The following is a 24,573-nucleotide window of genomic DNA, read 5'->3' as shown; positions in this document are numbered from 1 at the left end:
GCTAACTATATCCAACAGCGCATCTATGATGCCCATTTTGTACTCCTACAGAAGATGCCCTTATGCCATGAGGGCTCGCATGGCATTGAAATATGCTGGCATTGAGTATGAGCACCGCGAGATTGCCCTAAGAGATAAGCCAAAATCGATGCTCGAAGTCTCACCTAAGGGCACTGTTCCTGTTCTGTGCACAAACGAAAAGATTATTGATCAAAGCCTAGATATCATGCATTGGGCTCTAGAAAAGTTTGATCCAGATGGCTGGAAGAGTGTTGATGTGGGCTTGGCAAAAGAATGGATTGATAAGAATGACGGCCCATTTAAAAAACTCTTGGACCAATACAAGTACCCTAATCGACATCCCGAGTTAAAACCTGCAGTCATACTAGGTAGTGCAACTGCATTAATGCTTAGACCTCTTGAAGAGGCACTCAATTCAAATCAATACCTGTTGAGCAAGCAAATGACATGGGTGGATGTCGCTATCTTTCCGTTCATCAGGCAGTTCTCGATGGTAAACCCACAGGGATTTGATAGTTTGCCATTTCCAAAAACTAAAAAATGGCTAGAGCATCACCTCAAGTCTGAGTTATTCAACTCAGTGATGGAAAAACATCCCACTTGGGTGGAGTAAGCGAGATGTATTTTCTGATTAAGCCAATCCACCATGTCTCAGTAACGCATCAATACTGGGCTCCCTACCGCGGAATGCCTTAAAGGATTCAGCAGCAGGGCGGCTTCCACCAACCTCCAGAATTTCTTCTCTGTAACGCGTTCCTGTTTGTGGATCAAGTACTGAGCCGGTCAGTTTGGCAGCCTCTTCAAAGGCCGAGTAAGCATCAGCCGATAAAACCTCAGCCCACTTATAGCTGTAATAGCCTGCTGCGTAGCCACCAGCAAAGATATGACTAAACGTATTGATCCAGCGTGAGATCTCGGGTTGCGGAATAACATTAAAGTCATCAGCCATCTTTCTGGAGAGATCAAGAACTGCTTGTCCCTTAGCGCTTTTGACATCAAAACTCGAATGTAATCTCCAATCGGTTAACGACATCACAACTTGACGCAAAGTCATTAAGCCATTCTGGAAATTCTTAGCAGCAAGAATTTTCTCAAACAGTTCACGAGGTAATGGCTTACCGGTTTCTACATGGGCAGTCATTTTCTCAAGCACTTCCCATTCCCAGCAGAAGTTTTCCATAAATTGACTTGGTAATTCCACCGCATCCCACTCGACTCCATTGATGCCAGACACTCCCAAAGCGCTTACTTGCGTCAGGAGGTGATGCAGACCATGACCACTTTCATGGAAGAGGGTGATGACATCATCATGAGTGATGGTCGGTTGGCGCAAAACACCATCAACTTTAACGGGCGGTGCAAAGTTACATACTAAATAGGCGACCGGTATCTGAATTTCCCCATTAGGTAATACTCTGCGACCACGAGCATCATCCATCCAGGCTCCACCACGCTTGCCAGGGCGGGCATAGGGGTCTAGGTAGAAATAAGCCCGTATTTTTCCTGACTGATCTTTTACGGCAAAGGATTGCACATCTGTATGCCAGGTTGGTAAGTCAGCAGCTTCAATCTTGACGCCAAACAAAGTCTGAATAACACCAAATAAACCATCCAATACTTTTGGAAGCGGGAAGTATTGTTTGAGTTCATTTTCGGAGAATGAATAACGCGCTTGCTTTAAGCGCTCTGCTGCAAATGCGGCATCCCAAGGCTGTACTCCATCACTTAAACCTAATTCAGTCTTGGCGAATGCGCAAAGCTCATCCCAATCTCTTTGAGCAAATGGTTTTGACTTGCTAGCAAAGTTGGTGAGGAAGAGATCTACCTCATCTACGGTATTTGCCATCTTGGGCGCTAGGCTTAAGGCTGCAAAATTAGCAAAGCCAAGCATGCGTGCTTCTTCATCACGCAAACGCAGTTGATCAAGCATGTTCTGGGTGTTATCCCAATCGAGCTTACCTTTGGCATATGTGGGAGCAAGCTCTGAAGAGCGTGTCACATAGGCCTCATACATCAAGCGACGCAGGGCACGATTCTCTGAGTACTGCATCACTGGGTAGTAAGACGGGAAATGCAGGGTAAAAGCCCAGCCTTGCAGATTCTTTTGCTGCGCGGTGTCGGCAGCCGCCGCTTTGACATCCTCCGGAAGACCAATGAGATCTGCTTCGTTTGTAATGAGGTGTACAAAGCCATCTGTTGCATCCAATACATGATCAGAAAACGCTTTACCCAAGGTGGCCTGTTCATCCTGAATCTGTGAGAAGCGTGGTTTATCAGCATCACTCAGTTCTGCGCCACCAAGACGAAAATCTCGCAAAGAGTTTTCAATCACCTTTTTCTGCGCACGATTGAGCTTTGCAAACTCAGAACTCTTACTTAGCTCTTTGAACTTTTGATAAAGGGCTAAGTTTTGTCCAAGACTAGAAAAGAATGCGGTGACCTCAGGAAGCATCGCCCCATAAGCGCTTCTCAATTCTGGGGTATCGGCAACGCTATTCAAATGAGAGATAACGCCCCATGATCTACCTAAGGCTTCTGTTGCATCCTCCAAAGGCTCGGCCAACTGATCCCAGGTCGCCGGCGTCTTTGAGTCAGTCGCAAGATCAACCGCATCCTGGGCATGTTTGAGCAAATACTCAATTGCTGGTGTGATGTGTTCGGGCTTGACTTCAGAGTAAGCGGCAATCCCACGACCAAATGTCAGTAGGGGATTATTTTGTAAATCGGGGGGTAGGGTATTTTGGAGGGATGTAGTCATCCCTCTAGCTTAATGGATCTATAGCTTGGCTGCTTTTTCTGCAGCCTCTAAAGTATTCATTAAGAGCATGGTAATTGTCATGGGGCCGACACCACCAGGAACAGGGGTAATCCAGCCAGCTACATACTTGGCAGCATCAAAATCCACATCGCCACAAAGCTTGCCGTCGGGCAGGCGGTTAATGCCCACATCAATGACTACAGCACCATTTTTGACCATATCGCCGGAGATCATCTTTGGTTTGCCAGTGGCAACTACCAGGATGTCTGCGTCTTTGGTGTGGTGAGCTAAATCACGGGTCTTACTGTTGCAAATCGTCACTGTTGCGCCAGCTTGCAGGAGCAACATCGCCATAGGCTTACCCACAATATTAGAGGCGCCAACAATCACCGCGCGAGCACCACGGATTGGGTAATCAATGCTTTCGAGAATCTTCATGCATCCGTAAGGGGTGCAGGGCTTGAATTCTGGTTGGCCGACCATTAAAGCGCCAGCATTGGCAACATGAAAACCATCGACATCTTTTTCTGGGACAATCGCTTCGAGTACGCGCTCGGCTGCAATGTGTTCAGGTAGCGGTAATTGCACCAAGATGCCATGAATCGAAGGATCAGCATTTAAGGTGGCGATACGAGCAAGTAATTCTTCTTCACCTAATTCAGCAGGGTAGCGCTCAAGAACAGAATGAAAGCCTACCTCTTCGCAAGCTTTGACTTTATTGCGAACGTACACTTGGCTAGCGGGATTTTCGCCAACAACGATTACTGCTAGACCTGGGCGAACTCCTTTAGCTGTAACAATGGCGCCACGTGCAGCGATTTCTGCGCGTAGTTTCTTAGAGAGGGCGTTTCCGTCGAGTAATTGAGCAGGCATTGCAGTTGATGATTGAGACAAAGATTAATTTGGTTGTGGATCAGACAGGGCAAGGCGCAACAAGTCTGCTACGGTATTGACGTTCAGCTTTTCCATGATGTTGGCGCGGTGCGCTTCAACAGTCTTGATGGAGATACCAAGATCATCCGCAATTTGTTTATTTAGGCGACCGGCAACAATGCGCTCCAATACTTGTCGCTCACGACCAGTAAGCTTGCTAAGTAAGCTTTGGGTAATCTTGCGCTGACTTGCTTGAGAGTAATCGACTCGTGCTTTAGCAAGCATGCGATCGACTAAACCACAGAGGTCATTTTCTTTAAATGGCTTTTCAATGAAATCTACTGCACCACGTTTCATAGTGGAAACTGCCATAGAGACATCGCCATGACCAGTAATGAAAGCTACTGGCATTGGTAAATTTTCGCTAATCAAACGCTCTTGTAATTCAAGGCCAGACATGCCGGGCATGCGCACATCCAGAATGGCACAAGAGATCGTGGATTTATCCGTACTTTGCAGGGACTGCAAGAAACGTTCAGCACTTGCATGGCAGCGGACTACATAACCATTGCTTTCGAGAAGCCAGGTGAGGGAGTCGCGCACTGCTTCATCATCATCGACGACGTAGACAACTTCGGCCTGATTTGGTTTGCTGCTAGTGCTTAAGTTCATTTTGGGTCTCGCAAGATAATTCGATTGGTAAGGCCATTAAACATTACCCGTGGTTTCAGGAGATTCCAGGGGTAACAGTATTGTAAAGGTGCAGCCAGCCAGCTTAGTGTGTTCCGCATCCATGGTGTTGGTGGCCCAAAGTCGACCATGATGGGATTCAATAATAGAGCGGCAAATATTGAGCCCCATACCCATTCCATCGGATTTGGTGCTGAAAAAGGGCTCAAACATGCGCTGTGAGACCGATTCTGCAATCCCAGCCCCTCCATCGCGGACTTGGATTCGGAGCATGGCTGGAAATATGCTGGTGTCTAGATCAGCGCTAATTTTGACGGGAGGAGCCGACCAGCGAGAGGAGAGGGGGTAGGCCTCTCTCGTGCTGTCCAAGCCATTTTTCAGTAGATTAACCAAAACCTGCAGAATTAATACGGGATCAATATCCACTTCAGGAAGATTTTCTGCCAACTCAGACGCAATAGTGAGGCGATGACGGTGCGCTTCAATTTCAACCAAGCCAACGGCATCATTGATGATGTCGCTAATGGCAGTCAATTTGCGCTGAGGCTCGCTGCGCTTTACAAAACCACGAATGCGTTGAATGATGGTTCCTGCACGATGAGCTTGGGCGGATGCTTTCTCGAGTGCCGGCAAAATATCTTTAGTGAGTGCTGGATCGATGTTTCCTTCTAGGCGTTTAGCAACACCCATGCAATAGTTTGAAATTGCTGAGAGGGGTTGATTTAGTTCATGCGCTAAGGAGGAGGCCATTTCACCCATGGTGGTTAGACGGCTAGTAAATTGCATGCGCTCTTCTTGTTGTCGAGCAATATCGTCGGCTTCTTTGCGGATGGTGATATCAGTAGCAATTAATAGCTGTGCAAGATGACCGTCAACCCAAGGAATAAAGCGGCGTCGCACCTCATACCATTTGTTGCTACCATCACTTAATTGCACCTCTTCAGATTCCGACTCTTGATACAGAAATGATGCCGGTATTCCGGGAGGGGAATCCTGGAGATCCTCTGCAATATTGTGCAAAGTTTTGATATTGTTTTCTTGGTGGGCAAGTTGAAAGTGCCCCTTAGAGTCATTGCCAAAATTCTCGCGATAGAAACGATTTGCAAATAACAGTTCATCTGTCTCTAGCGAAACTACAGAAACGGCTGCATCAAGACCTTCAAGCACGGTCGTGAAGCGCTCTTGCGCGGCAGCTAATTCTTCGCGGATCTTCTTAGGTTCAGAGATGTCGATTAATGAGGTGACCCAGCCAGTTTGTTTGCCCTTTTCATCAATGAGAGGGGCAATGAACGTTCGCGTCTGAATTAATGAGCCATCCCTTCTGAGAATGGCACCTTCAATTCCTTTGTTCGCATTGGCGCTGACACTTAACTGAAGAGCGCGATTCATTTTTTCTAGCAATTCATCCCGTCGTCCATCTGGCCAAAAAGGGAAGGGTGGTTTTAATCCTACTAGCTCTTGAGCGCTCCAGCCACTCATTTCACAAAATGCGCGATTCACATAGGTGATGCGCTTATCCATATCGTGCGCACGAATACCCACCGGGGTGGAATCTTCCATGGCATTACGAAAGTTTGTTTCAGTACGTAAATTGGCTTCTGCCTCTTGTCGCACTTGCATTTGCTTAAGAACTGACCACAAGCTCCAAATCACAAATGCGGATAATCCCAACACAACGCCAATCAACATACGGAAAGTCAGATTAGTTGGAGGCGGGTAGGTGTCAATGCGTAAAGTCATATTTGGACTTAGTACGCCAATATCTAAACTGGTTTGATTGCTAAAGGCGCGTTTGGGGATATCTCGGTCAGAGGAGATTCCAAGAACTCGGTCGTTATCGGTTAATAAGGTAAAGCGATAGTGAGCCTTTAACTCCCCAGGGATCACGTCGAGTACACCCTGGGCGGTGTAGAGAACCGCTAAAAAGCCAATGACTTCACCGCCTGCAATATTGGGGACGACTTGCCAAAAGACGGTCCTTCTCTCTTTAGCCAGCGGTTCTTCGCTAGGTAGGTTTAATGTGATGAATGGACTAAATGCCGCTCTACTAGTAACTCTGCTTAATTCAATTGCGCTGATAAGGACATCGTTGGCAGCCTGATCATTTTGTGTTTTGCTAAACCAGTCTGTTTTGTTATTCGGTGGAATAGTCCAGATACGCTGATTTTTTTCACTCAGCCAAATCACCTTGACCACTTCATGATTATTGATGACTAGATCATCTGCTTGATCCCGAACTAGCTGTTTAAGCTTTGCATCATCAGCACTTACGGAAATTTCGCGATTAATGGCGTTCAGCGTTTCCAGATTATTCGCAAATCGCAACTGAATTCGTTGCTTGGCAAAGGAGAGTTCTCTAAATAGAGCTGCTTCTTGTTGATTCTTTTCTTGTAGGTGGAGCGTCCCCAAAATGATGCCCATGACTGAAGTAAAGAGCACGATCGCAAGAAGCGGGGTGTATACGAGCTTAAATCCCCGTATTTTGCGGATCCATTGGAGAGGCCTAAAGATTAAGTTGTATAAAGCCGTGGATTTCATAGGAATAGCCCATTTTGCCTTATTAGGGCTAGGAAATGCGTTTCTTGGCTATTTCAATAGTCTTTATTTGCAACGCAATAAAATCCCACATTATGAGAAATATTATCATTATGTGGAAAATTGCTTGTTTACACCCATATACCTTCCTAGAATGTTGCCTATAAAGTGAATCACTAATGATGACGTAACTGATGTATCTATTGGAGACAAGATATGGCCGCAGTTCCAGACCAATTTTTAGGCAAACAAAATAATCAGGACGCAGATCCTGGAGAGACTCAAGAATGGTTGCAAGCCTTAGATGGCGTTATTCGCAACGAAGGTCCTGAGAGAGCTGCATACCTCATCGATCAACAAATTTCTCATGCACGAGTGAATGGGGTAAATCAACCCTTCCATGCAGAGACACCCTATATCAATACGATCCCTGTAGAAAACCAAGCGCGTTTACCGGGTGATCAAAACGTCGAGCACCGTATTCGTTCTTACACTCGTTGGAATGCAATGGCGATGGTTCTGCGTGCGAATAAAGATACCAACGTTGGTGGACACATTTCTTCATTCCAATCAGCGGCTACTTTATATGACATTGGCTTTAATCACTTCTGGCATGCACCATCGCCAGAGCATGGTGGTGACCTGATATTTGTTCAAGGCCACTCAGCGCCGGGCGTATATGCACGTGCTTATATGTTGGGTCGCTTAAGTGATGATCAGCTGAATAATTTCCGTCAAGAGGTTGGTGGCAAAGGTATTTCTAGCTATCCACATCCTTGGCTAATGCCGGACTTCTGGCAGTTCCCAACAGTATCAATGGGTCTGGGCCCGATCATGGCGATCTATCAAGCTCGCTTCATGAAGTATTTAAGAGACCGTGGATTTATTCAAGAGCAGGGTCGCAAGGTTTGGGCCTTCTTGGGGGATGGCGAAACCGACGAGCCAGAATCCTTGGGTGCGATCGGCATGGCTGGCCGTGAAAAACTCGATAACCTCATCTTTGTCATTAACTGTAATTTGCAACGCTTAGATGGTCCAGTGCGCGGTAATGGAAAAATTATTCAAGAGCTCGAGAGCGAGTTCCGTGGTGCTGGTTGGAATGTAATTAAGGTAGTGTGGGGCGGTCAATGGGATGCTCTGTTTGCTCGTGATAAGAAGGGCATCTTGATGCAACGTCTTGGCGAGATTGTTGACGGCCAATACCAAACCATGAAAGCCAAGAATGGTGCTTATGTGCGTGAAACGGTTTTCAACACGCCCGAACTCAAAGCTTTGGTTTCTGACTGGAGTGATGACGAAATTTGGCAGTTGAATCGAGGCGGTCATGATCCACATAAAGTATATGCAGCCTTTCATGCAGCGGTAAATCATAAAGATCAGCCAACAGTGATCTTGGCCCACACTATCAAGGGTTATGGTATGGGCGGTTCTGGTGAAGCAATGAATATTGCTCACCAGGCGAAGAAGATGAATGACGACGACGTTCGTCGTTTCCGCGATCGCTTTGAGATTCCCGTAAAAGATGATCAACTTGATGAGATGCCTTTAGTCAAGTTTGCTGAAGGCACTCCAGAACTCGAATACATGAAGGCGCGTCGTCAAGACTTGGGCGGCTATTTGCCACAGCGTCGTATGAAAGCTGAAAGCTTGCCTGTTCCAGCATTGGATGTATTTGCACCATTGCTCGAGGCAACCTCTGAAGGCCGTGAGATTTCTACCACGATGGCATTTGTGCGCATGCTCAACACCATTGTCCGTGACAAAGTATTGGGTAAACGGGTAGTGCCAATCGTTCCAGATGAGTCCCGTACTTTTGGTATGGAAGGCATGTTCCGCCAACTCGGTATTTGGAATCAATTAGGTCAGCTCTACACACCAGAAGATCACGATCAATTGATGTTCTATAAAGAGGACAAGACTGGCCAGATTCTGCAAGAGGGTATTAATGAAGCGGGCGGTATGTGTGACTGGATCGCCGCCGCAACTTCTTACTCTACGCATGGCGTGCCTATGCTGCCGTTCTATATTTTCTACTCGATGTTTGGTTTCCAGCGCATTGGCGACTTAGCTTGGGCAGCGGGTGATATGCGTAGCCGTGGTTTCTTGTTGGGCGGCACAGCAGGTAGAACTACTTTGAACGGTGAAGGCTTGCAGCATGAGGACGGTCACAGCCATCTTTGGAGTGGTTCTGTTCCAAACTGCATCAGCTATGACCCAACGTTTTCCTTTGAATTAGCAGTAGTCATTCAAGATGGTATGCGTCGCATGCTTGAAGTGCAGGAAGATGTGTACTACTACGTCACTTTGATGAATGAGAACTACGCTCATCCAGCAATGCCTAAAGGTGCCGAGAAAGACATCATCAAAGGCATGTACAAATTGAAGTCAGTTGGTGACAGCAATGCTAAGTTACGCGTTCAACTCTTGGGCTCAGGTACGATTTTCCGCGAAGTGATTGAAGCAGCTGAAATCCTCCAAAAGGATTGGGGCATTGCTTCTGATTTGTGGGGTTGCCCAAGCTTTACAGAGCTAGGGCGTGATTGGAACGCAGTGCACCGCGCTAATCTCTTGAATCCTACTGCGACACCTACACTGTCTCATGTTGAGAAGTGCTTGAAAGATACCTCTGGCCCAATTATTGCTGCAACTGATTATGTTCGCTTGTTTGCTGAGCAGATTCGTCCAGCGATTCAGCACATCGGCCGTCGTTACGAAGTCCTGGGTACTGACGGCTTTGGTCGTTCCGATACTCGTGAAAAACTGCGCGACTTCTTTGAGGTTGATCGCCGTTGGGTCGTGATTACTGCCTTGAGATCATTGGTTGATGCAGGTCAGCTTGATCGTCAAAAATTGGCCGAAGCTATTAAGAAATATGGCATCGACATCACTAAACCAAACCCAATGACGGTTTAATACGAGATTAATTCATGAGTCAAATAATTGAAATCAAAGTTCCGGACATTGGTGACTATAAAGATGTACCTGTCATTGAGGTTCTTGTTAAGCCAGGTGATTTAGTCGAGAAAGAGCAATCTATTGTTGTTCTGGAATCTGACAAGGCCACGATGGATGTCCCTTCATCGCACTCTGGTGTAGTGAAGGAAGTCAAAGTCAAGATTGGCGATAACCTTTCCGAGGGTTCTGTAGTCATTACTCTGGAAGAGGGTGCGGCAGTGTCAGCGCCAGTAGTAGCCAGTACTCCAACTGCGGCAGTAAGTGCAGCAGCACCCGTAAATTCAGGTGGCGGAGCGATTGAAATTAAGGTTCCGGATATCGGCGACTATAAAGATGTACCTGTCATTGAAGTTTTAGTAAAAGCTGGTGATCAGGTTGAGAAAGAGCAATCCATTGTTGTACTGGAATCAGACAAGGCCACGATGGATGTGCCTTCATCTCACTCGGGCATAGTCAAAGAAGTCAAAGTCAAAGTCGGCGATAGTCTTTCTGAGGGATCTGTTGTCGTGATTCTAGAAAGTGGATCGCCTGCTGCTGCGCCTGCTGCAGCTGTCCCAGCCCCGGTAACTCCGGTAGCAAAAACAGTGGAGCCCCCCATTCCAAGAGCGCCAGCTCCTCCACCAATTAGCAATACGCCTCCACCAGCGGATGCAGGAGTCAGTCACGCTAGTCCATCCGTACGCAAGTTTGCGCGTGAGCTCGGCGTCACCATTACTCAAGTAAGCGGTTCTGGTCCTAAAGGACGGATTACCCAAGAAGATGTACAAGCTTTTGTAAAAGCAGCCATGAGCGGCGGCGCTGGCAGTCCAGCCGCAGCCTCAAGCGGCGGTAGCTTGGGCGGTCTGAATTTAATCCCATGGCCAAAGGTTGATTTCACGAAGTTTGGTGAGATTGAGCGTCAACCATTAAATCGTATTAAGAAACTCACTGCAGCGAACTTAGGCCGTAACTGGGTGATGATTCCTGCGGTTACTTATCACGAAGATGCTGACATTACCGATTTAGAAGCCTTCCGTGTGCTCACTAATAAAGAGAATGAGAAGAAGGGCGTCAAAATTACGATGCTCGCTTTCTTAATGAAAGCGGCTGTTGCTGCTCTAAAGAAATACCCTGAGTTCAATAGCTCACTCGATGGTGATGATCTGATTCTCAAGAAGTACTTCAACATTGGCTTCGCTGCAGATACGCCGACAGGATTGGTTGTGCCAGTGATTAAAGACGCAGATAAGAAAGGCATCTTTGAATTGGCTAAAGAGACTTCTGAGTTGGCTGCCCTTGCGCGTGATGGCAAATTGAAGCCAGATCAAATGCAAGGCGCTAGCTTCACTATTTCTTCATTAGGCGGCATTGGCGGCACCTACTTCTCTCCGATTGTGAATGCGCCTGAAGTGGCAATCTTAGGTGTTAGCAAAGCTGCTATGAAGCCAGTTTGGGATGGCAAGCAATTTGTGCCTCGCCTTGTTTGCCCATTATCACTCTCTGCAGATCATCGCGTGATTGATGGCGCATTGGCAACACGTTTTAATGTGTATATTGCACAACTCTTAGCCGACTTCCGTCGTGCTTCGCTGTAAGGAGGGTTTATGGCTAAGCAAACAATCCTCGTTCCGGATATTGGCGATTACTCAGATGTCCCAGTAATTGAAGTATTGATTAAAGTTGGTGATGTCATTGAAAAGGAGCAGCCCTTGCTGGTGCTTGAATCAGACAAAGCCACTATGGAAGTTCCAGCAGATGCTGCCGGAACGGTTACTAGTATTGCTGTCAAGTTGGGTGACAAAGTCAGCAAGGGAACTGTCATTGCTGAAATTGAGGCAAGTGCTGCCTCAGCGGCACCTGCTGCTATACCAGCAATATCTACTCCGGCACAAACACCTCCGCCTGCTGCGCTAGCTCCAGCGCCAAAAGCAGGTCAGTACAGCGGTAAGGTAGATCATGAGTGTGAAGTATTAGTTCTGGGTGCAGGCCCTGGTGGTTATAGCGCGGCATTCCGTAGCGCTGACTTGGGTATGAATACCGTTCTCGTAGAGCGTTATGCCACTTTAGGCGGTGTGTGCTTGAACGTTGGCTGTATTCCATCCAAAGCATTGCTGCACACCACTTCTGTCATGGATGAAGTTAAGACTATGGCTAAACATGGCATCACTTTTGGCGCGCCTAAGATTGAGATTGATCAATTGCGTGGTTACAAAGAGTCAGTGATTGCCAAGTTAACTGGTGGATTAGCTGGGATGGCTAAAGCGCGTAAAGTAAAAGTTGTGCGTGGCTTAGGCCGTTTCTTAGACGCAAACCACGTTGAAGTGGAGTTAACGGGTGGCGATGGCCAAGACTTAACAGGTCAAAAAGAAGTAGTGCGCTTTCAGAAGGCCATTATTGCGGCGGGTAGTCAACCAGTAAAGTTGCCTTTCTTGCCAGAAGATCCTCGAATTGTGGATAGCACTGGAGCACTCTTACTAAAGAGTATTCCGAAAAGAATGTTAGTCATCGGTGGCGGCATTATTGGTCTTGAGATGGCAACGGTCTACAGCACCTTGGGTTCGCGTATTGATATTGCTGAGATGATGGATGGCCTCATGGCCGGTGCAGACCGTGATTTGGAAAAAGTCTGGGAGAAGTTCAATGCCGGACGCTTTGAAAAGATCATGCTCAAGACCCGTGCTGCTAAGGCTGAAGTTAAGCCGGACGGCATACAAGTCAGTTTTGAGGGTGAGAATGCACCTGCTGAGCCACAGACCTATGATTTAGTTCTAGTTGCCGTTGGTCGCACTCCAAACGGCAAGAAGATTGATGCTGATAAAGCAGGTGTGCAAGTCGATGAACGTGGCTTTATTCCAGTTGATAAGCAAATGCGTACTAACGTCCCCAACATCTTTGCGATTGGTGACTTGGTTGGTCAACCAATGTTGGCTCATAAGGCCGTACATGAAGGGCACGTTGCAGCTGAAGCAGCAGCAGGTGAGAAATCTTACTTTGATGCCAAGCAAATTCCATCGGTTGCGTATACCGATCCAGAGGTAGCTTGGGCTGGATTGACTGAAGAGCAGTGCAAGGCCCAAGATATTGCCTATGAAAAAGGACTATTTCCATGGGCTGCTAGTGGTCGTGCGATTGCCAATGGTCGTGATGAAGGTTTCACCAAATTAATCTTTGATGCTAAAACCCATCGCATTATTGGTGGTGGCATTGTCGGTACCCATGCGGGCGATTTGATTGGCGAAGTATGTCTTGCTATTGAGATGGGCGCTGATGCAGTCGATATTGGTAAAACCATTCACCCACATCCCACTCTGGGTGAGTCAGTAGGTCTTGCTGCAGAGGCAGCTCACGGTCACTGCACAGACTTGCCACCAGTTAAGAAGAAGTCCTAAAAACTTTAGCTTTCAAAGGACCACAAAAGAAAAAGCCCCGAGAGATCGGGGCTTTTGCACTACAAAGCTTCTTGAGATTACTTTTTCTTAGATGCTTTGCTTGCAGTCTTGCTAACGGTATCAGCTGCTGTATTCATGTTAGTTTGCGCAACTTCAACGGCATGCTTAACTGCCTTTTGACTCGTTTCATAAACGTTGTTAGCTGATGCAATTGCATGTTTGAGCGTTTGAATGGCGACATCAGAACCGGGAGGGGCATTCTTAGTCCATTCTTCAACTAGCGCATTCATTTTCTTTTGACCGGCTGCAAATTCCTTCTCAGCAGATTTAGTGAAGCTGTCTTGGGTTTCATGAGCCAGTTCATATAAATGACGGCTATAAGAAATAATTTTTTCAGCGATAGGTTGAACGGTTTCTGCCTGATGGGCAAGAAGTTGTTGAATATCTTTTACTTCCAATGCTTTCTTAGCATTGTTTACGCTATCACTCAAACTTTGCTTTGCAATTGCTAAATTGAGTTCAACCAATTTTTCAATGCTTTGCAGCGCTTGGTTGGTCAAGCCAGTCAGAGTTTCTAAATTGGCTTTTTGTGCCGCTGCGATTTGTTCTGGCGTCAAGTTCATCTCGGTCCCTAAGTTTGGGTGGTTTTCTTGTTCGTACTATGACCCCCTGATCAGATTGGGTCAACTAATGATTGATGCACCATTATATGGCGCTCATATTGCGATGCATCATGTGTGTTGGCTGCAGGGGTCAATGCTTCAGCTGGAGGGTGATCTCAAAAAAGAGCCTAAAATCATTGATTATTCAAAAAAACCAATATTTTCAGCAAGTTACCAATGAAGCTTAGCCAAGACGACCTTATTGCACCCTTATTTGTATTGATTTGGAGCACTGGGTTTGTCATTGCACGTTTGGCGATGCCTTACGTAGAGCCAGCCACCTTTCTATTTTGGCGATTTATGGGTGTTATTGCGGCGATGGCAGCTCTGAGCTTAGTCTGGCGCATCACTTGGCCTAGCTGGTCTCAAATGAAGCATATTGCAGTTGCGGGGGTCTTACTTCAGTTTGGATACTTATTGGGTGTTTGGTGTGCGGTAAGACTAGGAATGACGGCTGGGCTAGTTGCCATCATTGTTGGCCTCCAGCCTATTTTGACAGCTTGGTTCGCCGCCTGGATTTCAGAGAGAGTATCGCCTCGCCAATGGATAGGCTTGGGATTTGGTTTTGCTGGTGTTGCTTTGGTGGTTGCTGAAAAGATTGGTTTTGCTCATATTCCCCTGGTGAGCTATGTGCTGGCGTTTGCTGCATTGTTATCCATTACCTTTGGAACCTTGTATCAAAAGAAATACTGTCCGGTATTTGATCTACGGGCCGGCTCATCTATTCAGTTTGGCGTATCCGCCTTTCTTTGTTTCTTTTGTATGTACTTCTTCGAAACAGGTGTGATGGTTTGGAATCTTCCGGTCATTAGCGCACTGCTATGGGCAATCTTTCCTTTATCAATTGGCTCTATTAGCCTGCTGTTCATGATGATTCGTAAAGGGGCTGCAACTAAGGTAACCAGTTTGCTGTACTTAACCCCTCCAACTACTGCGCTGATGGCTTGGTTGTTGTTTGATGAGCCTTTTACTCTGATGATGGCGCTGGGCCTGTGTTTGACAATGACTGGTGTTGTGCTGGTAAATGCTCGTCAAGTCAATACCGTAGCCACGATTGCTGAGTAGGGGTGAAATAGGATTTACCTGGTGGACTGAAATAACCTAGATGGGGCGAATAATTCCGTTTTTCATCTAGAAATTAATTATCATTCCGTATGTTGAAAGTTTTGGAAGGTATTTTGGAATGCGTTTGAATCGTTTTTGGCTCTTTGCTCTTACCTTGGTATTTGCCTGTGGCGCATTAGAAATTGCGCCAGCATTAGCCGCCAGCAAAGATAAAGATAAGCAAACCAAGAGTAGTAAGGTTGTAGTCAAGTCTCCAAAGAAGCCTAAAGCGGTTCGCGTTACAGTTACTCGTTCTAATGCACCGGTGGTTGCTGGTCCACCATCTTTGGCCACAGCCTTGGGATTACGCGGACAACGCGATGAACTCAATCTGAAATCCAGTGTTGTGATGGTGGTCAATCAAGACACAAAAGATGTGTACTTTGAAAAAAATCCTTCTGTCAGTTTGCCTATTGCATCAATTACCAAGTTAATGACGGCGATGGTAGTCCTTGATGCAAAACTGCCCATGGATGAAACCATCATCATTAATCCAGAAGACGCACACATCTATAGGCACTCACGCTTAGCAGAGGGTACTGTTCTCACACGCGAAGGTGCATTACATCTTGCCCTCATGTCCTCTGAGAACCGCGCTGCCTATACCTTGGCCAGAAACTACCCAGGCGGTCTGCCAGCGTTTGTTTCTGCTATGAACCACAAGGCAAAAGATTTGGGAATGGATCACTCTCACTTTGAAGACCCAACTGGTTTGACGAGTGAGAATGTGGCATCTGCTGAAGATTTAACTCGCATGCTTAATGCGGCTTATCAATATAAAGTGATTCGTGAGTTTTCAACTTGGCCAGATATGACCATTGTCATTGCCGGCCGCCCACAAAAATTCTTGAACACTAATCGTCTGGTGCGCTCAGGGGATATGGATATTGGCTTGCAAAAAACGGGATTTATTAATGCGGCCGGTAGATGTTTGGTGATGCAGGCCAAGGTGAATAACACACCACTGCTGTTGGTGTTCTTAGATTCTGTTGGTACTCAATCCCGTTTTGCTGATGCAGTACGTGTACGTGATTGGTATGAGCGTATGCCTTCGGGCGCGCAGCCAATTCGCCGCTTAATGTAATGAGATTGCGCTAGGCGGATGTGCCTGGCTCAGCGGATTTAGGTTTATAGCCCATGCCCTTCGAGATCTGAAGGGCGGTATCCTGCAGCGATCGCAGCCAATCGGCTTGAATACGATCGGTTGGAGCGCTCAGCGATAAGCCGGCGACTAATTTTCCAGTGTCATCCAAAATAGCTGCAGCAAGACAACTTACCCCGAGTTCTAATTCTTCATCATCCCGTGCATTGCCAACCCGGCGCACATGATTCAACTCAGATTCGAGCTTTGCTAAGTCTGTAATGCTGTTGCGTGTGTGGCCTGACAGTCCTGTACGGGTGACATATGCACGAACTTGATTAGCGTCATCGCTAGCTAAGAATAGTTTTCCAACTGAGGTCAGGTGTAGGGGCGCTCTTCCGCCAATAGCACGCACAACCTGCATGCCGGACCGTTCGCTATAGGCGCGATCAACATAAACAATTTCATCGCCTTGGCGCACGGAAAGATTAACAGTCTCGCCAGTTAGCTTATGCAGAGTACGCATTGGTACTTGCGCAGCTTCACGCACAGACAGTCTTGCCTTCACCAAATTACCGAGCTCCAGCAGTTTTAATCCCAGGCGATACGTGCCGCCATCACCGCGCTCAACTAGTCTGCAGGCAACCATGTCATTCAGAATGCGATGAGCGGTAGAAGGGTGGAGACCAGTCTGCTCCGCTAGGTTTTTGAGGCTACTGGATTCTTCATGCTCGGCTAAGGCATCGAGCAAATTCATCATGCGCTCCACTACCTGGATAGCTGTTTTAGCAACTTCCCCGGTGGATTTAGAGGTTTTGACAGTTTTGCTTGAATTCATAGGCCTTATTGTAGCGATTCCATGCCATATTGCATATTATGAAATGCTATCTGATAGAAAAAGAACCCCATAAGCACACTCTCGATGCGATCCCGGCAAATGAAATGCGCTATTAAGGTATTTAAGACTGCCTTAAGGCTCTTGCGCACTCATTGACAAGATCTGGGCCTCGATAGATTAAGCCGCTGTAGAGCTGCACTAAGCTTGCTCCTGCCATGATCTTTTCTCTTGCATCAGCGCCCGACAAAATACCACCTACACCAATAATTGGTAAGTGATTAGCAAGTCGTGCCTTAAGTGCTTTGATGACGACGTTGGATGCAATACGAACAGGCGCACCTGAAAGTCCACCCATTTCTTCGCCATGCTGTATGCCTTGAACTGCATCGCGTGCAATGGTTGTATTGGTGGCAATCACAGCATCTATTCCGAACTCCATTAAGAGATCAGCAATCAGGTGAATATCTCCTTGATCAAGATCGGGGGCAATTTTCAGAAACAGGGGTTTGCGAACACCATGGCGATCACTCAAACGTTTTCTTGCATCATCTAAGCTGCCCAGCAATGCACGCAACATTTCTTCTCCCTGCAGTGCACGCAGATTCTGAGTATTAGGTGAAGAGATATTCACGGTAATATAGGTAGCAACGTCATATACAGCCTCCATCGCCTGCACATAGTCGTTAGCCGCATTCTCAATGGGCGTAGTCGCATTCTTGCCAATGTTTAAGCCTAGTACGCCGCCATCTTGCCAAAAGCGTGAATGACGCACGCGTGTCACGCATGCCTCTACACCATCATTATTAAAGCCCATGCGATTAATGATGGCCTGTGCTTCTGGTAGGCGAAACATCCGTGGTTTTGGATTCCCTGCTTGTGGGCGCGGAGTGACCGTACCAATTTCTAAAAAACCAAATCCGAGTGCGGCAAGCGCATCAATATGTTTACCATCCTTATCAAGGCCGGCAGCTAGACCGACTGGATTGGGAAAGGTAATGCCACAAAGTTTCTGTGGATCAGCAATTGGTTTTGTAATCAACTGATTCAACAAGCCCCAACGCTGAGCACGATCTAAATTGCTGAGGGTAAGGTCGTGGGCTTTTTCTGGGTCAAGACAAAAAAGCCAAGGGCGTAAAAGAGAATAGCGATCGATCATGGGTAGATATTATGAACCAGTCAGTGGTTGCCAATGATCGTCGATTAGCCCTTCCATTGGCTGAAACTTGGCCTTGTAGGACATCTTTTCACTCTCTTGAATGTAGTAGCCAAGATAAAGATAGGGAAGGTGTAGTGCTCGTGCCTGTTCCACTTGCCAGAGGATGCTGTAGCTACCAAAGCTAGCGGAGCTATCAGTGGCATCGTAGAAGGTATACACCGAGGAAATACCTTGTTCCAAAATATCAATCATGCTCACCATTCGAAGGCGACCAGGATGTGGATCATGAGGCCCATCTCTAAACTCAACAATCCGAGAGTTGACACGGCTTTGCAATAAAAATTGCATGTACTGATCTTGGTCATCGCTATCCATGTCACCACCGGCATGGCGTTCGTTCTGATAGCGCTGATAGAGTTGATAGTGTTCTTCTTGATAACCTAAGTTGAGAACAAAGACCTCTAGGCCAGCATGCTTTTTCCAGGCCCGCTTTTGACTGCGCGTAGGGTTAAATTGATCCACCAAAATACGGGTAGCAATACAAGCCTTGCATTCATCGCAATATGGGCGGTAGGTATACAGACCGCTGCGACGAAATCCTGCATTTAAAAGCTCGTTATAAACATCGGCATGAATGAGATGCGAGGGTGTAGCTACTTGAGAGCGGGCAGTCTTATTCGGTAGGTAACTGCATGGGTATGGAGCAGTTGCATAAAACTGCAGAGCGGTTAAGGGTAGTTCTTTAAGCCGTGTCATAGCCAGTAAGTCAGAATATTCTTATCAAAATCCCAAGGTTTCTTAATATTAGTTTGATTTAAGGATATTTGCAGTTGCTGCAAAAATACCTGCCTGGAGATTGGTGCAGCGCCCAGGGAGTCTAGATGGGCTGTCTCTTGTTGGCAATCAATCATGGCTACCTGATTCTGTATGCACCAGGCACTTAGCGCTGCCAAGGCCATTTTGGAGGCATTGGGTTTGCGGCTAAACATGGATTCTCCGAAGACCATGCCTCCAATAGCAACGCAGTACAAGCCGCCAATCAGATCATCGTTCTCAATCAGAGCAATGCTATGAGCAAAGCCTTCTTCATGAATCGTCGTATAGGCATCCATGATTTCATGGGTGATCCACGTGCCGTCTTGATCCTTTCGGTCACTGGTGGCGCATGCCCGAATGACTGCGCCAAAATCAGCATCTACCACTAGTTGGCTTTGAGTATCTTGGCAAAAGTGGCGAATATTTTTTCTTAAAGACTCGCTGCACTTGAAGTTGGTAGGTTTTAAAACCATACGGGGATCGGGAGACCACCATAAAACGGGTTGCTTATCGGAGTACCAGGGAAAGATGCCTAGTTGGTAGGCTTGCAATAGTTGGCCAAGATAAATGCGCTCGCTGACCGCAATGAGTCCAGGAACGCTCGGATCGGGATCAGCTGATAGCAGGGGATTCGGAAAGGAGTCGTTTGGCCCTAGCCAAGTAATTTGACTCATGTGACGGAATTAAATTCTCTCTGAAGGGAGAACATCGCGACTGCGTACATGAAACTCGCCATCAAGCACGCCAGCTGCACGATCAGCAAAGAACCATTCCAGGGTTTGTTTAACAGTTGGAAAAGCTAATTCGCCCCAAGGGATTTCATGTTCATGAAAAAGCGCTACTTCAAGACTCTCTTCACCGGCCGAAAACTCAGATGTGTGCATTTTGGCAAGGTAAAAAAGATGTACCTGCTCCGCATGGGGAACATTGAGCAATGAGTAGAGCGGGCCAATTTCTACAGTAGCACCGGCTTCTTCTAGTGTTTCTCGTGCTGCGCCATAGCTCGTACTTTCACCTAACTCCATAAAGCCGGCCGGCAATGTCCAATAGCCATGACGGGGTTCAATTGCACGCCGACACAATAAAACTTGATTGCCAAATACGGGGATGCTGCCAACGACGTTTCTAGGATTTTGATAATGAATGCTGCCACAGGCTTCGCATACATGACGCTCACGAGAATCATCTGCAGGGATCTTGATTGTTAAGGGTGCAGCGCAGTTGGGGCAATACTTCATGCGAACTTTCTAAAAGTGGGCTTTGATAGCGCCTCGCAAGGCATTGCTAAGAATAATCTCATCCGCCATTGAAACATCTTTAATAGTAAGGTTGCTTTCACGGACATTCAGAGAGGGATCAGCAAGTAGGGCAGCGCGCATCACTCCAGGTAATAGGCCAGCAGATACTGGTGGAGTCAGCCATTCTGCGCTTCCTTTAGGTTTAATAAAGACGCTCGTTCTTCCACCTTCTGTTACAAATCCTTGTTCGTTGATGAACAGGGTATCAAATCCCCCTAGTTTGACAGCGGTTTGCCACCCTAAATCATAGAGAAGGCGCTGACTTATTTTATGGCCTAGCAAGGCATCCCCTGAAGGCAGGGTGAGATCACCCGGCAAAATATCTTTAGCCCAAAAAATCTTTACTGGCTCTTGCACGGCTTCAAGGATGCCAGTGGTAATGCTGACATTACCATTCACATCAAGATCTAGTCTAAGTCTGTATACCAAGTGTTGGTCGAGAGCTGCGCAAGCACTCGAGATAGCATCAATAACATTCGCTTTATCAAAAGTGATGCCAAGACAACTTGCTGAATGCTGCATACGAGCAAGATGTTGCTCTAATCTTTGGGGTGCGCCATTCACCAAGGCGATAGTTTCAAATATACCCGTAGCACTCGGAAGATTTCTCAAAAAAGCAGACTTAATGCGGCACTCCTGCCATTCTTGTGCTGCGTTTGAGTCAATGGTGATGCCTGCACCAACGCCGAGAGTAAACCGAGCAGCTTGAGACTGATCATCGCGCTCAATTTCCATGGTTCTAATAGGAACGCTAAAGGCAAAGTCTCCGTTAGGGTCTAACCATCCTAAGGCGCCGCAGTAGTAGCCGCGATCTTGTGACTCAAGCTCTTGAATTATTTCCATGCTGCGCTTCTTTGGCGCCCCAGTGACTGAGCCACAGGGAAAGATGGCATACAAAATATCGCGTAATGTGACATCGGGCTTCATTTGCCCTTGTACTGTTGAAGTCATCTGCAATACATCGCCATGTCTTGCAACCTCAAATAATTTGGGGACAGTGACGGTATTGGGCAAGGAGATACGACTCAGGTCGTTACGCAGCAAATCGACGATCATCACATTCTCAGCTTGATTTTTAGGATCATCCGATAATGCACTTGCCGCTTCAGACAACGCGTTGGCAGTGCCTTTCATCGGCATCGCTTTGAGCGTGTCGCCTCTGCGCTCGATAAACAGTTCTGGAGATTGAGAGAGAAGGTAGTGAGAGCCCTGGGCTATATAAGCACCAAACCTTCCGGGCTGTCGCTCACGTAGGCGTTGATATAAAGCCAGCGGCGCACCATAAGTCTTGCCGGTAATGCGGTAGGTATGGTTGATCTGATACGTATCGCCAGCACGAATATATTCTTGAATCTGATTGATATCAGCAGAAAACTGTTGCTCATCAATAGATTCGTGAACATCCAAGACGCCGGCGATTCTTTGTGATGAATCGAGTTTGTCTAGGTGATGGCGAATCAGCTCATCAAGCTGATCTTTAGAAAGTTTTCTAAATTCTGCAAACGACCAAGCTTCAATTAGTGGATGGGAGCTGACTGATCCCTTGCGTTGTGGAAGTTGGTGAATCGCTCTTCCCAATTCATAAGCAAATGAAGCGACAACATAATGACCTTGCTTTAAAGAATCGGATATCTCGCTCAAGCAAGCCTGAATGGCATTACGATCGGTAGCATGATCACCACTGGGCTGAATACACCAATAGCGCAGTGGCGATTCATAAGCCCGACTGCTAGGGTTGGCCGCCGTGCTTTGCGCATCATCTAGCAAAATCATGGTGGCGTATTCAAGAGTAATGAAGACTTATTTCAGGATCGTCGCTGATTCGATAAGCACGGGCTTGGTTGGAACATCAGCCATTCTGCCCATACGTGGTGCAGGAGCTACCATGGTGGGTACTTTACGGATCGCATCAATTGTTTGGGTTCCAGAAATTACTTTTCCAAATACGGTGTAACCATTACCCATAGCGTTAGGGTAATTCAGGGCATCATTGTCTTTCACGTTAATGAAAAACTGTGCGGTCGCAGAATCGGGATCAGATGTGCGTGCCATAGCAATGGTATAAGTATTGTTCTTAAGGCCATTGTTAGCTTCTGATGCTACCGGGGCATCGGTTGGCTTTTGCACAAGATCAGGTGTAAAGCCTCCGCCCTGGATCATGAAGCCATCGATCACACGATGAAAAATAGTGCCGTTATAAAAACCACTCTTCACATAATTGAGAAAGTTTGCAGTTGACTTTGGAGCCTTCACATCATCGAGCTCAACCACAAAGCTCCCCATATTGGTCTTAAATTCCACCTTCGGTCCAGCTAAAGCAGCTTGACTAGCAAAAAAACTAGTAATGAGAATGAGACTGGCTAATAGCTTACGCATAAAGACTCCTGAATTGGTTAATGGTGATATAGCTGATTGTATTGCTCAATGATGCTACGTAATAAAGTCAAACTAGGAAGGCAAGCCACTGGGAATAGTGCCCGCATTGGTATAAGGGGCTTCGTCAAACATACTAGGTCGAGCCAGGTAATCAAGGGTCCAGTCAATAGTATCGACGCCCCAAAAGCAGTGTTGATTGACGATAAGGGCGGGCACCCCAAATGCCCCATCCGCTTTAGCTTGATTGCTATTGGCCATCAGCTGTGCTTTGACTGCAGGAGATTCAGGTTTGAGTGTATCTTCGGGCAAACCTAAGTAGATGCAAAATTCTGACCAAGAAAGATTGGGATCCTTACCCTCTACCCAAACATAATCAAAGGCTCGCTCTACCATTTTCCAATCTGCGTTTTGCTCTATCAACAAGCGTTGAGGTGCTACCGTCATAAATGGATGATGTTCAGGAAAGCGAAAAGGGATGCCTAGCTTTTCAGCTTGCCATACGCAAAACTGATAAGTGTGAGGGCGTTTGGCAGCAATTTCACCGGGACCTTTATTCTCCGCTGCTCTTAGCAATCCACCTAATAGAACGGCTACAGGAGTGATGTCCAGTGCACCCTCAAGGCGATGTCTTTGTTTGATGTACAAGTAGGCAAATGGAGAAACAATATCGTAGTAAAAAGTCGCCGGAATTTTGGTGCCCATATTGATTGGCCTAATGTATTGACTTATTTCTGATGATGTTCAGCATCAAGCTGACGCAAGAAAGCCATCTTTTCTTTAATTTGACTCTCTAACCCACGCTCAACTGGCTCATACCAATGGGGTTCTGCCATCCCTTCTGGCAAATAGGTCTCACCAGCCGCATATCCATGGGGCTCATCATGTGCGTAGCGATATTCCTTGCCGTGACCCAGCTCTTTCATGAGTTTGGTGGGGGCATTGCGTAAATGATTTGGCACTGGTTTGGATTGGTCATTAGCCACATATGCGCGAGCCGCATTAAACGCTTTATAGCTAGCGTTGCTTTTGGAGGCGACAGCTAAATACACCACAGCTTGACCTAGTGCGAGCTCACCTTCAGGTGACCCGAGCCTCTCGAAGGTAAGGGCAGCATCATTAGCAAGCTGCATTGCCCGGGGATCAGCAAGTCCAATGTCTTCCCATGCCATCCGAATAATGCGACGGGCTAAGTAACGTGGATCCGCACCACCATCAAGCATGCGACAAAACCAATAGAGTGCCGCATCTGGATCAGAGCCTCTCACGGATTTATGCAAAGCGGAGATTTGATCGTAGAACTGATCTCCACCTTTATCAAAGCGCCTTGCTTGCATGGTGAGCGCGTTCTCAATAAAGGCTTGATCTACTATTTTTACTTCAGCATTAGGAGTGAGAACCGCATTACGAATTTGCTCAGCTAAATTCAGCAGGCGGCGCGCATCGCCATCAGCGTTATTAATCAGAGTATCAATTGCCGCAGTCTCAAAATGCACTTCAGGCATTGCATGCTGGTGAGCACGATCAAATAATTGCTTGAGCTCACTACTACTTAAGGATCTCAGAACATAAACCTGAGCACGTGAAAGCAATGCAGAGTTCACCTCAAAGGATGGATTTTCAGTAGTCGCACCAATAAAGGTAAATAGGCCAGATTCCACATGGGGCAGAAGCGCATCTTGCTGGCTTTTGTTGAAACGATGAATCTCATCTACAAACAAGATGGTTTGTTTGCCGTATTGAGCCATATTTTGTTGGGCTTGCTCTATGGCTTCACGAATTTCCTTCACGCCAGCGAGCACTGCTGAGATAGCAATGAACTCTCGATCAAACGCTTTGGCAGATAAGCGTGCGAGTGTGGTTTTACCAACGCCAGGAGGGCCCCACAAAATCATAGAGTGAGGCTTTCCAGATGCAAATGCCAAGTTCAGTGGTTTGCCAGCTGCGAGTAAATGGGCCTGCCCAATAACCTCCTCGATTGATTTTGGGCGAAGCGCTTCCGCTAAAGGTGGCGGAGGAGTGCTATCGAAAAGACCGCTCATGCA

At 46.9% G+C, this 24,573-nt stretch carries 21 protein-coding genes; 7 read left to right on the top strand and 14 right to left on the bottom strand.

Annotated elements, in window-relative coordinates; translation table 11 throughout:
- The first annotated feature begins 25 nt into the window (after positions 1-25).
- Complete coding sequence (locus tag FD961_RS05685; protein ID WP_215393032.1) at positions 26-634, top strand: glutathione S-transferase; 609 nt, start codon at positions 26-28, stop codon at positions 632-634.
- Positions 635-652: 18 nt separating this feature from the next.
- Here the strand turns inward: FD961_RS05685 and FD961_RS05680 are convergent, their stop codons facing one another.
- Genes FD961_RS05680 through FD961_RS05665 form a run of 4 tightly spaced genes read right to left on the bottom strand, consistent with a single transcriptional unit; the run spans position 653 to position 6,880 of the window.
- Complete coding sequence (locus FD961_RS05680) at positions 653-2,779, bottom strand: M3 family metallopeptidase (RefSeq protein ID WP_215393031.1); 2,127 nt, start codon at positions 2,777-2,779, stop codon at positions 653-655.
- Positions 2,780-2,797: 18 nt separating this feature from the next.
- Complete coding sequence (gene folD, locus FD961_RS05675; protein ID WP_215394371.1) at positions 2,798-3,652, bottom strand: bifunctional methylenetetrahydrofolate dehydrogenase/methenyltetrahydrofolate cyclohydrolase FolD; 855 nt, start codon at positions 3,650-3,652, stop codon at positions 2,798-2,800.
- Between the two features lie 24 nt (positions 3,653-3,676).
- Positions 3,677-4,324 carry a response regulator transcription factor gene (locus FD961_RS05670; RefSeq protein ID WP_215393030.1) on the bottom strand — a complete coding sequence of 216 codons (648 nt, stop codon included), beginning with the start codon at positions 4,322-4,324 and terminating at the stop codon, positions 3,677-3,679.
- A gap of 36 nt (positions 4,325-4,360) precedes the next feature.
- Positions 4,361-6,880, bottom strand: coding sequence for a PAS domain S-box protein (locus FD961_RS05665; RefSeq protein ID WP_215393029.1), 2,520 nt, complete (start codon positions 6,878-6,880; stop codon positions 4,361-4,363).
- 213 nt (positions 6,881-7,093) lie between these two features.
- Between FD961_RS05665 and aceE the strand changes: the two genes are divergently transcribed.
- Genes aceE through lpdA form a run of 3 tightly spaced genes read left to right on the top strand, consistent with a single transcriptional unit; the run spans position 7,094 to position 13,200 of the window.
- Entirely contained in the window at positions 7,094-9,790 is a 2,697-nt protein-coding gene (gene aceE / locus FD961_RS05660) for a pyruvate dehydrogenase (acetyl-transferring), homodimeric type (RefSeq protein WP_215393028.1), read from the top strand.
- Positions 9,791-9,804: 14 nt separating this feature from the next.
- A complete protein-coding gene (gene aceF / locus FD961_RS05655) occupies positions 9,805-11,406 on the top strand; it encodes a dihydrolipoyllysine-residue acetyltransferase (RefSeq protein WP_215393027.1) in 1,602 nt (533 codons plus the stop codon).
- 9 nt (positions 11,407-11,415) lie between these two features.
- A complete protein-coding gene (gene lpdA, locus FD961_RS05650; RefSeq protein WP_215393026.1) occupies positions 11,416-13,200 on the top strand; it encodes a dihydrolipoyl dehydrogenase in 1,785 nt (594 codons plus the stop codon).
- Between the two features lie 77 nt (positions 13,201-13,277).
- On the opposite strand, the gene FD961_RS05645 is transcribed toward lpdA, so the two are convergent.
- Positions 13,278-13,823 carry a phasin family protein gene (locus tag FD961_RS05645; protein ID WP_215393025.1) on the bottom strand — a complete coding sequence of 182 codons (546 nt, stop codon included), beginning with the start codon at positions 13,821-13,823 and terminating at the stop codon, positions 13,278-13,280.
- Positions 13,824-13,890: 67 nt separating this feature from the next.
- On the opposite strand from FD961_RS05645, the gene FD961_RS05640 reads away from it, so the two are divergent.
- From FD961_RS05640 to FD961_RS05630, 3 genes are all read left to right on the top strand, one after another.
- Positions 13,891-14,043: a hypothetical protein gene (locus FD961_RS05640; RefSeq protein WP_215393024.1), complete on the top strand. Its 153-nt coding sequence runs from the start codon at positions 13,891-13,893 to the stop codon at positions 14,041-14,043.
- On the top strand, positions 14,040-14,927 hold the full coding sequence (locus tag FD961_RS05635; RefSeq protein ID WP_071465546.1) for a DMT family transporter: 888 nt from the start codon (positions 14,040-14,042) through the stop codon (positions 14,925-14,927). Before FD961_RS05640 ends, FD961_RS05635 begins: the two co-directional genes overlap by 4 nt.
- A gap of 118 nt (positions 14,928-15,045) precedes the next feature.
- Positions 15,046-16,050 carry a serine hydrolase gene (locus FD961_RS05630; RefSeq protein ID WP_215393023.1) on the top strand — a complete coding sequence of 335 codons (1,005 nt, stop codon included), beginning with the start codon at positions 15,046-15,048 and terminating at the stop codon, positions 16,048-16,050.
- Positions 16,051-16,060: 10 nt separating this feature from the next.
- Here FD961_RS05630 and FD961_RS05625 read toward each other — a convergent pair whose 3' ends face one another.
- The 9 genes from FD961_RS05625 to FD961_RS05585 all read right to left on the bottom strand — a co-directional run bounded on the left by FD961_RS05625 (position 16,061) and on the right by FD961_RS05585 (position 24,570).
- Complete coding sequence (locus tag FD961_RS05625; RefSeq protein ID WP_215393022.1) at positions 16,061-16,885, bottom strand: IclR family transcriptional regulator; 825 nt, start codon at positions 16,883-16,885, stop codon at positions 16,061-16,063.
- A 121-nt stretch (positions 16,886-17,006) separates the two neighbouring features.
- The gene (locus FD961_RS05620) at positions 17,007-18,041 is read right to left on the bottom strand and encodes a quinone-dependent dihydroorotate dehydrogenase (protein WP_215393021.1); all 1,035 of its coding nucleotides are present in this window, start codon (positions 18,039-18,041) and stop codon (positions 17,007-17,009) included.
- A 9-nt stretch (positions 18,042-18,050) separates the two neighbouring features.
- Complete coding sequence (locus tag FD961_RS05615; protein ID WP_215393020.1) at positions 18,051-18,797, bottom strand: arginyltransferase; 747 nt, start codon at positions 18,795-18,797, stop codon at positions 18,051-18,053.
- Positions 18,794-19,531: a leucyl/phenylalanyl-tRNA--protein transferase gene (gene aat, locus FD961_RS05610; RefSeq protein ID WP_215393019.1), complete on the bottom strand. Its 738-nt coding sequence runs from the start codon at positions 19,529-19,531 to the stop codon at positions 18,794-18,796. The genes FD961_RS05615 and aat overlap by 4 nt, the downstream gene beginning before the upstream one ends.
- 9 nt (positions 19,532-19,540) lie before the next feature.
- Positions 19,541-20,095, bottom strand: coding sequence for an NUDIX hydrolase (locus FD961_RS05605; RefSeq protein WP_215393018.1), 555 nt, complete (start codon positions 20,093-20,095; stop codon positions 19,541-19,543).
- Between the two features lie 9 nt (positions 20,096-20,104).
- Positions 20,105-21,928: a bifunctional chorismate-binding protein/class IV aminotransferase gene (locus FD961_RS05600; RefSeq protein WP_215393017.1), complete on the bottom strand. Its 1,824-nt coding sequence runs from the start codon at positions 21,926-21,928 to the stop codon at positions 20,105-20,107.
- 27 nt (positions 21,929-21,955) lie between these two features.
- Positions 21,956-22,531: a peptidylprolyl isomerase gene (locus FD961_RS05595; protein WP_215393016.1), complete on the bottom strand. Its 576-nt coding sequence runs from the start codon at positions 22,529-22,531 to the stop codon at positions 21,956-21,958.
- 72 nt (positions 22,532-22,603) lie between these two features.
- Entirely contained in the window at positions 22,604-23,233 is a 630-nt protein-coding gene (locus FD961_RS05590) for a 2-hydroxychromene-2-carboxylate isomerase (protein WP_215393015.1), read from the bottom strand.
- 23 nt (positions 23,234-23,256) lie between these two features.
- A complete protein-coding gene (locus tag FD961_RS05585; RefSeq protein WP_215393014.1) occupies positions 23,257-24,570 on the bottom strand; it encodes a replication-associated recombination protein A in 1,314 nt (437 codons plus the stop codon).
- Positions 24,571-24,573: the final 3 nt, after the last annotated feature.

The sequence above is a fragment of the Polynucleobacter sp. TSB-Sco08W16 genome (genome assembly GCF_018687455.1).
In the GTDB taxonomy this organism is placed as follows: domain Bacteria; phylum Pseudomonadota; class Gammaproteobacteria; order Burkholderiales; family Burkholderiaceae; genus Polynucleobacter.
Note: the sequence above shows the minus strand (reverse complement) of the source record. Positions and strands in the feature narration are given on the sequence as shown.